General features: G+C 28.3%; 11 protein-coding genes and 1 other annotated feature. Of the genes, 7 read left to right on the top strand and 4 right to left on the bottom strand.

The window, feature by feature from the left end; genetic code table 11:
* Window positions 1-35: 35 nt before the first annotated feature.
* Together BN2920_RS00905 and BN2920_RS00900 are read right to left on the bottom strand one after the other, a co-directional pair.
* Window positions 36-941, bottom strand: coding sequence for a radical SAM protein (locus tag BN2920_RS00905; RefSeq protein ID WP_058293188.1), 906 nt, complete (start codon window positions 939-941; stop codon window positions 36-38).
* Window positions 942-1,038: 97 nt separating this feature from the next.
* Complete coding sequence (locus BN2920_RS00900) at window positions 1,039-2,121, bottom strand: YkvI family membrane protein (protein WP_058293187.1); 1,083 nt, start codon at window positions 2,119-2,121, stop codon at window positions 1,039-1,041.
* A 243-nt stretch (window positions 2,122-2,364) separates the two neighbouring features.
* On the opposite strand from BN2920_RS00900, the gene mnmL reads away from it, so the two are divergent.
* Both mnmL and BN2920_RS00890 read left to right on the top strand, forming a co-directional pair.
* Entirely contained in the window at window positions 2,365-3,291 is a 927-nt protein-coding gene (gene mnmL, locus BN2920_RS00895) for a tRNA modification radical SAM protein MnmL/YtqA (RefSeq protein ID WP_058293186.1), read from the top strand.
* Window positions 3,292-3,608: 317 nt separating this feature from the next.
* Window positions 3,609-4,322 carry a 2-phosphosulfolactate phosphatase family protein gene (locus tag BN2920_RS00890; protein ID WP_058293185.1) on the top strand — a complete coding sequence of 238 codons (714 nt, stop codon included), beginning with the start codon at window positions 3,609-3,611 and terminating at the stop codon, window positions 4,320-4,322.
* A gap of 49 nt (window positions 4,323-4,371) precedes the next feature.
* On the opposite strand, the gene BN2920_RS00885 is transcribed toward BN2920_RS00890, so the two are convergent.
* The gene (locus tag BN2920_RS00885) at window positions 4,372-4,596 is read right to left on the bottom strand and encodes a (2Fe-2S)-binding protein (RefSeq protein ID WP_058293184.1); all 225 of its coding nucleotides are present in this window, start codon (window positions 4,594-4,596) and stop codon (window positions 4,372-4,374) included.
* A 189-nt stretch (window positions 4,597-4,785) separates the two neighbouring features.
* Here BN2920_RS00885 and BN2920_RS00880 point away from each other — a divergent pair, with 189 nt between their 5' ends.
* The 4 genes from BN2920_RS00880 to BN2920_RS00865 all read left to right on the top strand — a co-directional run bounded on the left by BN2920_RS00880 (window position 4,786) and on the right by BN2920_RS00865 (window position 8,318).
* The gene (locus BN2920_RS00880) at window positions 4,786-5,469 is read left to right on the top strand and encodes a response regulator transcription factor (RefSeq protein ID WP_058293183.1); all 684 of its coding nucleotides are present in this window, start codon (window positions 4,786-4,788) and stop codon (window positions 5,467-5,469) included.
* A 3-nt stretch (window positions 5,470-5,472) separates the two neighbouring features.
* Complete coding sequence (locus BN2920_RS00875) at window positions 5,473-6,762, top strand: sensor histidine kinase (RefSeq protein WP_058293182.1); 1,290 nt, start codon at window positions 5,473-5,475, stop codon at window positions 6,760-6,762.
* 147 nt (window positions 6,763-6,909) lie between these two features.
* Window positions 6,910-7,596 (top strand): polyphosphate polymerase domain-containing protein, encoded by a 687-nt coding sequence (locus BN2920_RS00870; RefSeq protein ID WP_058293181.1) that lies wholly within the window; start codon window positions 6,910-6,912, stop codon window positions 7,594-7,596.
* Between the two features lie 32 nt (window positions 7,597-7,628).
* The gene (locus tag BN2920_RS00865; RefSeq protein WP_058293180.1) at window positions 7,629-8,318 is read left to right on the top strand and encodes a DUF4956 domain-containing protein; all 690 of its coding nucleotides are present in this window, start codon (window positions 7,629-7,631) and stop codon (window positions 8,316-8,318) included.
* Window positions 8,319-8,429: 111 nt separating this feature from the next.
* Here the strand turns inward: BN2920_RS00865 and BN2920_RS00860 are convergent, their stop codons facing one another.
* A complete protein-coding gene (locus BN2920_RS00860) occupies window positions 8,430-8,801 on the bottom strand; it encodes a hypothetical protein (protein WP_058293179.1) in 372 nt (123 codons plus the stop codon).
* Between the two features lie 484 nt (window positions 8,802-9,285).
* Window positions 9,286-9,525 (top strand) — a binding site (T-box leader).
* A 77-nt stretch (window positions 9,526-9,602) separates the two neighbouring features.
* Here BN2920_RS00860 and ileS point away from each other — a divergent pair.
* Window positions 9,603-12,716, top strand: a complete 3,114-nt coding sequence (gene ileS / locus BN2920_RS00855) for an isoleucine--tRNA ligase (RefSeq protein WP_058293178.1) — start codon at window positions 9,603-9,605, stop codon at window positions 12,714-12,716.
* The last annotated feature ends 66 nt before the right edge of the window (window positions 12,717-12,782 follow it).

Raw genomic sequence — 12,782 nt, 5'->3', positions numbered from 1 at the left:
AAATAATTTTTTATAAACTTTAGAGATTCTATAATTTATACTCCTTCACAATTAAATTTTGGGACATAAGAAATAGTGTCAGTACCTTCCTCTTGTATGAATCCATTTTTTAGACCTAAATTTAGAGCATAATTTATTAAAGAATCATAGTGCTTAGGATTTAGTGGTTTATTTATTTCATGGTAATTACAAGCGTTAAACATAGGAACATATTGATTCATTAAGCTGATGTATATACTATCCCCATACCTGTTGTACAAAGTATCAACAACTTTTTTTGAATCAAATAAAAGTCCGGGAAGCATTAGATGTCTTACTATAACACCTTTAATTATTTTTCCTTCTGAATCAAATTTGGGTGTACCAACTTGTTTTAACATTTCATCTATTACTGAAATAGCATTAGATGCGTAGTTATTCACTTTAGAATATTTTAATGCATATTTATCATTAAAATATTTAAAATCAGGTAGATAAACATCAATATAACCATCTAATAATTTTATTGTTTCCAGAGAATCATAACTATTAGTGTTATAAAGAATAGGTATATTTAATCCATTGGATTTTGAAATCTTTAATGCTTCTATAATTTGAGGTACATAATGAGTAGGAGTGACTAAGTTAATGTTGTTTGCTCCTTTTTCTTGAAGCTCTAAAAAGATTTCACTTAATCTTTCGATTGATATTTCTTTACCATTGAATTCTTGACTTATATCATGGTTTTGACAAAAAACACAATTTAAATTGCAATGTGAGAAGAACACGGTTCCAGAACCGTTTCCCATAGAGATTGGTGGCTCTTCCCAAAGATGAAGGGCAGCTCTAGCTACCTTAACTGTGTTAGAGGCTTTGCAAAAGCCAATACTATTATTATTTCTATTAACTTTGCAGTTTCTACTGCAAAGAGTACATTCGTTTAATAAATCTAAATTTTTCATTGACTATACTTCCTTAAAATTTTAATAATAATTAAAGTATAGCATATTTGAAAATTAACTATAATTACTTAGCTTTAAATATATAACGCAAAATATATTAAAGCTTGTGTTTACTTCTATAGAAAAAGCCAATAATTCTATCCTTAAAAAAGAAGTAAATACATTGTGAAATAAACACTAAGCTTAATAATCCGAATAAAGGATAAAGCTTATTTATAAGATTTCCAAACCCAAATTGAGAAATTATAAATGCTACTCCTAAAACAGGGAAAATAGCTTTTTTAAAGCTTATATTGAATGTATTTTCTAAAGTTTTACTTATGGAATATACGTCTGATACTTCTGTTGAGAACATTTCAAGCCATATTATAACAAGAAGGAGGGCTTGAATTATTGTCCCAAATCTATTAGCAACAAATAAAAGAGGAATTTCATACTTATATATATAAGGTTGATTTATAGTTAATAATAAGTTAATCATTGAGCAAAGGATTGTAAGGCCTAAAGCACCACAGATTATGCCTATAAACATGGTTTTTGGCTTTTTCATAGTTGTGCTTAAAGGAACGATAACTCCAGATGCAGATAAAGTATTATATCCAGCATATAGAAGTGTTGATATTGCTATGCCGTCCTTTTGTGGCTCGAAGCTTGAAATATTTGAGTAGGATACTGCATCTTTACAAAATAAAAAATAGAGAATCGTAATTAAACTTATGGTAAAAACAAGTGCAGGAACTATAAAGGAATTTATCTCTATTAATCCGTCAGTACCACGAAGTAAGAAAAAAACAGCAATGCAAATCATAATTAATGAACCAATTACTTTTGGAATACCAAAAAACTGATTTATTAAAGCACCACTTCCAGCAAGAATTATGGATGCACTTGAAATAAGAAAAAAAGTAGTTACAAGTCCAGTAAATTTTCCAAGTATATTAGGACTTATTAGATTTATTACATCACTATAAGAATCAAGGTTGTGGTTTATACTTATCTTTGAAATTATTGAGCTCATTATTATATAGAATATGCCACAAATGAATATTCCTAAAAAACTTTTTAATCCGTATTTGGTAAAAAACTCTGTTATTTCTTTTCCTGAAGCAAGTCCTGCACCAACAATAGTACCAATAAATACTGTGGCTATCTGAAATATTTTGGTTAATTCATCTTTCAATTTATCGTTCCCCCTTAAAATTCTTCCTAGTATTAAATATATAAGGGAGACTTTTTATTTATTCTTTAAACAAGTAAATAATTGTTACAATAATAAAAATAATATTTTATATATTAAGAATAAATCATGAATATATGTACTATCAGCATAAGGTTGGAATTTTTAAATTAATATGCAATAATCATTATAGTAAATAAATTAAAGAATTTATGTTAATTTAAAATAGATTGGAGAAAAGTAAAAATGAAAGAATGGAATGGGAAAAGATATCATACATTAAATCATTTTTTAAGAGAAAAATTTGGAGAGAAGGTATTTAAAATATCACTAGATGGTGGTTTTACATGTCCTAATAGAGATGGAAAAGCAGGAAGAGGAGGTTGCGTATTTTGCAGTGCAAGAGGTTCAGGTGACTTTGCAGGAGATAGAGATTTTTCAATATCTAAGCAATTTGATGATGTTAAATTAATGATGGAGCACAAATGGAAGAGCGGGAAGTATATAGCATATTTTCAGGCATACACAAATACATATGCACCTGTAGATGAATTAAGAAAAAAGTATAATGAAGCAATAGTAAAAGAAGGTGTTGTAGCTTTAGCTATTGCCACTAGACCAGATTGTCTTGATGATGATGTTTTAGATTTATTAGAGGAAATCAGTAAAAAGTTATATGTATGGGTAGAACTTGGATTACAAACTTCAAATGATGAGACAGCAAAGATAATAAATAGAGGATATATGTTAAGTACATTTGATGATGCAATGGAGAGATTAAATAAGAGAAATATTGATACAGTAGTTCATGCTATATTTGGATTACCAGGTGAAATAAAAGAAGACATGATTAATACAGTAGATCATATAGCTCATAGTGGAGCTCAAGGAATTAAGATACATCTTCTGCATCTTATGAAAAATACTGCACTTGTAAAAGAATATGAAAAAGGAAATCTAAAATTTTTATCTCAAGAAGAATATATTAATTTAATAACAGAAAGTATTTCTAGACTTCCAGAAGAGATGATAGTTCATAGATTAACCGGAGATGCTCCAAGAAATGAACTTATTGGTCCAATGTGGAGTTTAAAAAAATGGGAAGTATTAAATGCAATAGACAAGGCCTTTGAGGATAATAATATATATCAGGGGATGAATTTTAAGAGATAGATTATTTAATTATCTAAAAATAGTGATTAAATAAAAAGGTTAATAATTAAAAAAATAGTTGTTCAAATATTTGAAGAATGAAAAAATGCCCAGAATTTAAGAATTTAAGAATTTAAGAATTTAAGAATTTAAGAATTTAAGAATTTAAGAATTTAAGAATTTAAGAATACAAGAATATAAATTCTTACGAATTTGCTTATTTTATGCGGATTGATGAAGATAAAGAAATACTTTATTCTTAAAAAGTCAATTGAATAAGAACAACATAAGTTTGATTTTAAAAATACATTATATATGGAAGAGAGGATTTAATAACTATGAAAGTTGATATAATTATTAGTGGGGATGATATCAAAGAAAGTAAAATAGAAAATAAAATAGCGATTGTTATAGATATGTTTAGAGCAACTTCGGTAATAGTCACTGCTTTAAATAATGGATGTAAGGAAGTAATACCTTTCTTAACTATAGAAGAGACTTTTGAAAAGGCAGAAGAGCTTAAAAGAGAGAATTGTATTTTAGGCGGGGAAAGAAAAGCTGTAAAGATAGATGGCTTTGATGTTTCAAATTCACCTTTAGAATATACCAAAGAACTTGTAGGTGGAAAAAGTGTTCTTATGACAACAACTAATGGAACAAAAACACTAACAAGGTCTTTATCTGCAAAGAAAATTTTTATAGCAGCTATGATCAATGCAAAAGCTGTTGCAGAAAAATTACTTGAAATAAATGAAGATGTTGTAATCATAAATGCGGGAACTAATGGAAATTTCTCTATGGATGACTTCATATGTAGCGGATACATAATAGATGAAATGACAAAAAAATCATCAAAATTAGATTTAACTGATATAGCTAAAACAGCACATCAAATATATAAATCAAATGAAAATGTAATGAATTATATTAAAGATGCTACCCATTATTCGGTTATGAAAAGTTTAGGGCTAGATGATGATATATCATATTGTACTAAGAAAAGCATAATTGATATTGTTCCAGAATATAAAAATTCGAAGATAGAAATTTAAAAAAATAGAGCGTCTCATTTGAGGCGCTCTACTTTATAATTAAAAATAACTAGCTATTCTTATATTCTTCAATTAAATTATTTATTATATAAGAACAAGTTTTGCCTTTGCAAGAACCTGTGCCTGCACCGGTAGCTGCCTTAACTTTTTCAAAAGTATCAGCACCATTCCTTATTGCCTCTTTTATTTTAGCTCTTGAAATTGCTCGGCAACGACATGTTTTGGTTAATTTATCTAAAATAGCTTCGTTTAAATTATTATCATTACTATCCATATTTATTCTCCTAAAATTTAAAGTATTTTACATAATTTAAGCACTAAATTAATAAAGAGTCAAGAGGAGAATAATTATTTGAAATTATTAAAATAATTTAGCTTCTGTTAAGAAAATAGGTATATAATATTTATAAAATTTAAAGTATAGGGGAAAAAGATAATTAAAATCAAATGGAGGCGAATAATAATGATAAAAGTGCTTTTGGTAGAAGATAATATTAAAATAAGTGAAAATATAGTTGAATATTTAAGTAAAGATTTAGAAATTGAGCCTGTATATAATGGAACAGATGCAATTCATTTATTGGGCTTATATGATTATGATATTGTTATTTTAGATTTAATGTTGCCAGGGGCAGATGGAATGACTGTATTAAATAATATATCAAAAAAATGTTTGAATACAGGAGTAATAATATTAACTGCAAAAGAAGAATTAGGTGATAAACTTAGAGCTTTTAATCTAGGGGCGAATGATTATCTTACTAAGCCTTTTTTCATGGAAGAGCTTAAAGCAAGAATAAATGCAATTTTAAAAAGCATGGGAAAGATAAAAGACGCTAATACTCTTGAATTTAAAGGGCTAAGCATTGATATGAAGATAAAAAAGGCCTATATAGAAGGAATGGAATTAGAATTAAATGAGAAGCTATATAAATTGTTAGAATATCTAGTTTTAAATAAAGGTGTATTATTATTTAAAGAGCAAATTTTTGATAATGTATGTGGCTATAATAGTGATGCTTCTACTGAAATAATAGAAGTATATATAAGTAGATTAAGAAAACAGTTAGCTAGCTTTGGATATGATAAGTATTTAATAACTAAACGTGGGATGGGATATGTATTAGATGAAAGTATAGGGGAGTAAATAATGAAAAAGGATATCTTTTTAGCTACAAGAAGAAATATTATTGCTATTAGTACAATAATAGTATTTGCTTGTTTGATAGTATTTGCAGTAATAACACAGACACTATATTCTGCAAAAGTAATGGATAATATTGATAAACAGCTTTTGGAACAACGAGATATAATAAATATGGATGTATTTGATTTTGAAAGATATTTAAATCAAATGAATAATCCATTTCCTAAAAATTTTCATGGAAAACCAGGTATGCATGAGGAGGATTTTATACGTATTCCACCTAATTTGATTGTGATCGTATATAAAGATGATGAACTAAAAAATATAAGTAGAAACCAATATTTCACTGAAAATAATTTGCCTGATTTCTCCAAAGAGTCAGAAAACACAATAGTTACAATTGATGATAATGGATATAAGTTTAGAGGTATAATTATTTCTAAAGATTCATATAAAATACAAGTATTATCTAATATAGATTCAGAAGTGAATTCAATACATAGGCTAACTAAAACTTTAATTATAAGTTTGATCATTTTAATAATAGTTGCTATAGTATTATCTGCTTATTTAGCATCAAAAGTTATAAAACCAGTGAGAGAAGCATATGAAAAACAGATTCATTTTGTTCAGGATGCATCTCATGAAATGAGAACTCCATTAGCTGTAATAAAAGGAAAGTTAGAACTGTTGGCAAACTCATCGAAAGATACTATAGATAGTCATTTTGAGCATATTTCGAAGATAATGAGTGAAATACGTGGATTAGAAAAATTGAATACTGACTTATTATTATTGTCTAAAGAAGATTTGGACTTAGGCATAAATATTACTAAATTTTCTTTGTATGAATTTATAAATGATATAGGTGAATTTTATATTGATTTAGCGGATATACAAGGAAAAGAATTTAAAGTGATTAAACCTGCATACGATGTAGAAGTTCTATGGGATTATAGCAAAATAAGAAGAGCTGTAATTATATTGATAGAAAATGCTTTTAAATATACTGATGATAATGGAAAGATAGAATTTATCATAGAAGAGTTTAATAAAAATATTAGAATTTCAGTACGTGATAATGGTATAGGAATCAGAGAAGAGGATCAAGAACGTATCTTTGATAGATTTTATAGAAGTGATATAGTTAGAGGAAAAAATATTAGTGGAACTGGAATAGGCCTTAGCTTACTAAAGTCTATTTCTAAAAATTTTGGCATTAAATTAAATGTAAATTCAACATATGGAGAAGGATCAGAATTTACAATGATGATCCCTAAAACATTTGATTAATATTAAAGAAAAGTAAGAACACCTACATGTATTTTTGAAAATATATGTAGGTGTTTTTCTGTTTATATAAAATTTAACTTTGTTAAGCTACTGTTAAGACGTGTCATTTAAAATAAGTATATAAGATAAAGAAACGGAGGTGTATAGATGGAAGAGGTTAAATTTAGACATGAGCTAAAGCATTATATTAATTTCTCTGATTATATATCAATTAAAAGTAGATTAAGATCTATAATGCACATAGATAAGAATGCTAATGAAAATAATGAATATAAAATAAGAAGCTTATACTTTGATAATGTTTATGATAAGGCATTAATGGAAAAGGTTATAGGAGTTCCTAAGAGGCACAAGTTTCGTATTAGGTTTTATAATGATAATCATGAATTTATAAGACTAGAAAAAAAATCAAAGATAAGAGGATTGTGTCTTAAAGATAGTGAGAAAATCACAAAAGAAGAATGTGAGAAAATAATAAATGGAGACATAGAATTTTTGAGAGATTCTAATAAAAAGTTATTTATTGATTTGTATAGTGAAATGAAGGGAAATCTATTAAGACCGAAAACCATAGTTGACTATACAAGAGAAGCATATATATATCCAATAGGAAATGTGAGGATAACTTTTGATAAATCGGTAAGAACAGGTTTAAATAATATAAATATGTTTGATGATAATCTAGCAACTATAGAAACCATAGATAATAAATACATTGTTTTAGAGGTAAAATTTGATGAGTTTTTACCACAAATAATAAGAGATATTATACAAGTAAAAGAACGTAGAGCAACTTCAATTTCAAAATATGAAGCTGCAAGAATTTATGGATAGACGAAATACATATAATTTTAGGAGGAAAAAGAATGTCTGATTCAGCAATTAATTTTAGCGATATTTTAAAATCTAGTTTTGTAGAAAAATTAAGTTCAATTTCATATTTAGACATGGCTATAGCGTTGTTATTAGCTTTTGTGGTTGGGCTGTTTATAATGCAAGTTTACAAAAAAACTTTTAAAGGTGTAATGTATTCAGAAAGTTTTGCAATATCACTTTTAGCACTTTGTTTAATTACTACTTTAATCATATTAGCGGTAACATCTAATATTGTATTATCACTAGGTATGGTAGGTGCTCTTTCTATTGTACGTTTCAGAAGTGCAATTAAGGAACCTATTGATATAGCATATCTTTTTTGGTCAATTAGTTCAGGAATAGTAATTGGAGCTGGATTAATACCACTTGCAATAATAGCATCAATATTCATAGGTATAGTAATGATATTATTTGTTAATAAGAAAACTGCAAATAATCCATATATATTAGTTATAAACTGTTCAGATGATGATTCAGAAAATAATGCATTAAATTTACTTTCAAAAAGTGTTGAAAAGTATAATGTTAAATCAAAGACTGTTTCACCTGTAAATGGAGTTGAAATTACAGTTGAGGTTGGATTAAAGAAAAATACTACAAAATTTGTAAATGCCATATCAAAATTAGAAGGTATTTCGAATGTTGTTTTAGTAAGTTATAACGGAGATTACATGTCTTAATTTATAAATAGAAGATGGTTGGAATTGGTTATTAGATAGAAGAGGTTATAATTATAGAAATTAGAAAAGAGGTTTCAGTTAGCATGAAACCTCTTTTAAAGATTAAACCTATTAATAGTTATTAAATGAACCTATGAATGCTGCAGCAAATACAACAGCTAAAAGAATATATACTGCCAAAATACATATTGTTATTATGAATGAAACAAATCCAGCTCTATTCCAAGTATTTTGAACTAAGAAAAATTCTTCTGGACTAGAATAATTACCATTTTTCCAAGCCCATTCATTTCCTTTTGCACCACATACAAATATCCAAATTATATTGAATAGTGGAATTAGACAAAGTAGAGTAAGATAAGATTTATTACCTATGCCCCACATAATATTCATCATAAAAGCTCCCCAATTCCATTTTTTTATTTCAGAAGGAACTTCTGAACTTGAGTATTGATTAATACCCATATTGTTTGAATTTTCCATAATTATTTATCCCCCTAATTAATAATTTAAAATAATTTCAATTTATTATATCATGGTTATAATTGTAATTAAAGTTTATTAAGGTTAAATATAATATATAATGGGAAAATGAAAAGTTTGGTATAATAATTTTGAAATAATGTTCAAGGGGGAAAACATGGATAATAATGATAAACGTAATTTAGATAGCTCTGATGGGATCTCAGAAGAAAATAATCTTTTGAATGAAGTTATTGATGATATCAGCATTAGAAATGATAAGGACAATATATAAATAATGAGCCGCTTTACACATAAGCAACAAATAAAATATATAAAGAATCAAATCAACAAAAGTTTATTTTTAACAAAGTCATTTACTAGTATTCTTTTGTTATGATTATTTATCAGCATTAAGAACATATTGATAAATTTTAAGAATACTAAGTAATTATATAGTCATGAATTGACAATTAAAATTTGGTAATATATAATTAGAAAATAATGAAAGACTGTGATTAGGAAAAGTATCTTAGAATTTATTTTTAGAGAGTAGCTGTTTGGTGGAAAGCTATAATAAATCTATGAGAAAATCACCTAGGAGTTGGAGACTGAAAAGCTTATACGCTGAATAAGTTATCACGTTGACCTGCGTTAAAGGATAGAGTATGTATGTACTTGAACTAAAGCATTTATTATGATGCAATGACCTTAGGTGGTTTGCGAATTCAACTTCGTCCTTTAGGATGGAGTTTTTTTTATGTTTTAGGCAATAATAACAATTAATAGATAATTTTATACGCATGGAAAGGGGAAAATTTAATGTACAAAAAAGTTGATTCTTCTAAAAGTACTGTAGATATGGAAAAAGAAATCGCTAAGTTTTGGAAGGAAAAAGATGTAATTCAAAAAAGTTTTGATTCAAATCAAGATGGAGAGTATTTTACTTTTTATGATGGTCCTCCAACTGCAAATGGAAAGCCACATGTTGGTCATATCTTAACAAGAGTTATGAAGGACATAATTCCAAGATTTAAAGTTATGAAGGGATATAAAGTTTTAAGAAAAGCTGGATGGGATACTCATGGCCTTCCAGTTGAGCTTGAAATAGAAAAGAAACTAGGAATCTCAGGGAAAGAACAAATAGAAGATTACGGTGTTGAAAAATTCATTACTGAATGTAAGGACAGCGTATTCTCATATGTTAGCTTATGGAAAGATATGTCTGAACAAATTGGATTCTGGGTTGATATGGATGATCCATATGTAACTTATCATGATGATTATATAGAATCAGAATGGTGGGCATTAAAGAAGCTATGGGATAAAGGTTTATTATATAAAGGTCATAAGGTAATGCCTTACTGTCCAAGATGTGGAACAGCTTTATCATCTCATGAAGTTGCTCAAGGATATAAAGATGTTAAAGATTTAACTGCTACTGCTAAATTTAAGGTTAAAGGAGAAGATAACAAGTATATACTTGCCTGGACAACAACTCCTTGGACATTACCATCAAATTTAGCATTATGTATAAACAAAGCTTATACATATGCAGATGTTAAAGTTGGAGATGAAGTTTATGTATTAGCTAAAGACTTAATTGAAAAAGTGCTTGGCGATAGAGAATATGAAGTAATAAAAGAATATAAAGGTGAAGAACTATTAGGAACTGAATATGAACAATTATTACCTTTTGCTAAGGTTGAAGGTAAAGCATTTGTTGTAATTCATGGAGACTATGTAACATTAACAGATGGTACTGGTATAGTTCATATAGCCCCAGCTTATGGTGAAGATGATAGCTTTGTTGCAAAACAAAATGGCATCGCATTTGTAAACATGGTTGACGCAAGTGGTAACTTCGTAGATGAAGTAACTCCATGGGCAGGAAAATTCGTTAAGAAATGTGATGAAAGCATTTGTAATTACTTAGAAGAGCATAATCAATTATTTGATAAACATAAGCATCTACATTCATATCCACATTGTTGGAGATGTGATACACCACTTCTTTACTATCCAAAAGACAGCTGGTTTGTTGCCATGACTCAAATGAGAGATAAATTACTTGAAAATAATAATAAAGTAAATTGGTATCCTGATAACATTAGAACAGGTAGATTTGGTAAGTTCCTTGAAAATGTTATTGACTGGGGTATTTCAAGAGATAGATACTGGGGAACTCCACTTCCAATATGGCAATGTGAATGTGGTCACAGAGAATGTATAGGAAGCAGAGAAGAATTGGAATCAAAAGCTACTACAGACTGCAAGGGAATAGAATTACACAAACCATATGTTGATGGAATCAAGTTAAAATGTCCTGAATGTGGTAAGGAAATGACTAGAACTCATGAAGTAATTGACTGCTGGTTTGATTCAGGATCAATGCCTTTTGCACAATGGCACTATCCATTTGAAAATAAAGAAACTTTTGAAAAGAACTTCCCAGCACAATTTATTTCAGAAGCAGTTGACCAAACTAGAGGATGGTTCTATACATTAATGGCTATATCAACATGTTTATTTGATACAAATCCATTTGAAAACTGTATAGTATTAGGTCACGTTTTAGATAAAAAAGGACTTAAGATGTCTAAGTCTAAGGGAAATGTTGTAGATCCATTTGAAGTATTAGGAAGCCAAGGAGCTGATGCTACAAGATGGCACTTCTATACTGCAAGTGCACCATGGCTACCAACAAGATTCTCTATAGATGATGTTGCTGAAACTCAAAGAAAATTCTTAGGAACATTATGGAACGTATACTCATTCTATGTTCTATATGCGGATATAGATAAATTTGATCCAACTAAATATCCAGATTTCGTTTCAGGGAATGTAATGGATAAGTGGATTATATCTAAATTAAATACATTAATTGAAACTGTAGATGAAAACTTAAGTGGATATAAGATTACTCAAGCTGCTTTAGCTATTGAAGACTTTACAGATGAATTATCAAACTGGTATGTAAGAAGAAACAGAGCTAGATTCTGGGCTCAAGACTTAAGTGATGATAAGATTGGAGCCTATGTAACTTTATATAAAGTATTAACTACTTTAGTTACAGTTGCAGCACCATTTGTACCATTTATATCAGAAGAAATTTATCAAAACTTAGTTGTAAGTTTAGATAAGGATGCTGTAGAAAGCGTTCATTTATGTAAGTTCCCAGAAGCTGATAAGGCTGCTATAAATGTAGAATTAGAAAAAGAAATGGATTTAGCATATACTCTTGTTAAACTTGGAAGAAGTGCAAGAAATTCAGCTAATATCAAGAACAGACAGCCACTTTCAACAATGCTTGTTTCAACTAAATCTTTACCAGAATATTATGGAGATATAGTTAAAGAAGAATTAAATATCAAAGCTGTTGAATTAGGTGCAGATTTATCTGAACATGTTAATTTTGAAATTAAGCCTAACTTACCTGTACTTGGTAAAGCATATGGTAAGTTAATACCACAAATCAGAAAAGCTATTTCAGAAAAGAATCAAATGGAACTAGCTCAAAAGATTCAAAATGGTGGAGAAGAAACTATAGATGTTAATGGAACTGAAATAGTTCTTACTAATGAAAATCTTCTAGTAACAATGCAAGGCTTAGAAGGATATGCATTTGCTGGTGAAGGTGAAATTGGAGTTGTGTTAGATACTACAATCACTCCAGAACTTCAAGAAGAAGGTCATGTAAGAGAAATGATTTCAAAGATTCAAAACATGAGAAAAGATAAAGGATTTGAAGTGGCTGATAAGATAAAACTTTATGTTTCTGATAATGATATGTTAATTAACGTAATTAAGAAGTTTGAAGATACAATTAAGAAAGAAACTTTAACAGAAGAAGTTATATATTCTTTAGAAGCTGATTATACAGAAGTAACTATAAATGGTGAAAAGTTAAATATGACAGTTGAAGTTATAAAATAGTAATTGCCTTATGAGTGCACTAGGGATCTAAGAGATTTAGATTCCTAGTATACTTTAAAGAAAAAA

The organism is Clostridium neonatale, from assembly GCF_001458595.1.
Lineage (GTDB): Bacteria > Bacillota > Clostridia > Clostridiales > Clostridiaceae > Clostridium > Clostridium neonatale.
This window is presented reverse-complemented; position numbering and strand designations above follow the sequence as displayed.

What these genes read in the sequence shown, in the direction of transcription:
- BN2920_RS00885 (WP_058293184.1), bottom strand. Translation starts at nt 4,596, where the DNA reads ATGGATAGTAATGATAATAATTTAAACGAAGCTATTTTAGATAAATTA.
- BN2920_RS00890 (WP_058293185.1), top strand. Translation starts at nt 3,609, where the DNA reads ATGAAAGTTGATATAATTATTAGTGGGGATGATATCAAAGAAAGTAAA.
- ileS (WP_058293178.1), top strand. Translation starts at nt 9,603, where the DNA reads ATGTACAAAAAAGTTGATTCTTCTAAAAGTACTGTAGATATGGAAAAA.
- BN2920_RS00860 (WP_058293179.1), bottom strand. Translation starts at nt 8,801, where the DNA reads ATGGAAAATTCAAACAATATGGGTATTAATCAATACTCAAGTTCAGAA.
- BN2920_RS00875 (WP_058293182.1), top strand. Translation starts at nt 5,473, where the DNA reads ATGAAAAAGGATATCTTTTTAGCTACAAGAAGAAATATTATTGCTATT.
- mnmL (WP_058293186.1), top strand. Translation starts at nt 2,365, where the DNA reads ATGAAAGAATGGAATGGGAAAAGATATCATACATTAAATCATTTTTTA.
- BN2920_RS00880 (WP_058293183.1), top strand. Translation starts at nt 4,786, where the DNA reads ATGATAAAAGTGCTTTTGGTAGAAGATAATATTAAAATAAGTGAAAAT.
- BN2920_RS00865 (WP_058293180.1), top strand. Translation starts at nt 7,629, where the DNA reads ATGTCTGATTCAGCAATTAATTTTAGCGATATTTTAAAATCTAGTTTT.
- BN2920_RS00905 (WP_058293188.1), bottom strand. Translation starts at nt 941, where the DNA reads ATGAAAAATTTAGATTTATTAAACGAATGTACTCTTTGCAGTAGAAAC.
- BN2920_RS00870 (WP_058293181.1), top strand. Translation starts at nt 6,910, where the DNA reads ATGGAAGAGGTTAAATTTAGACATGAGCTAAAGCATTATATTAATTTC.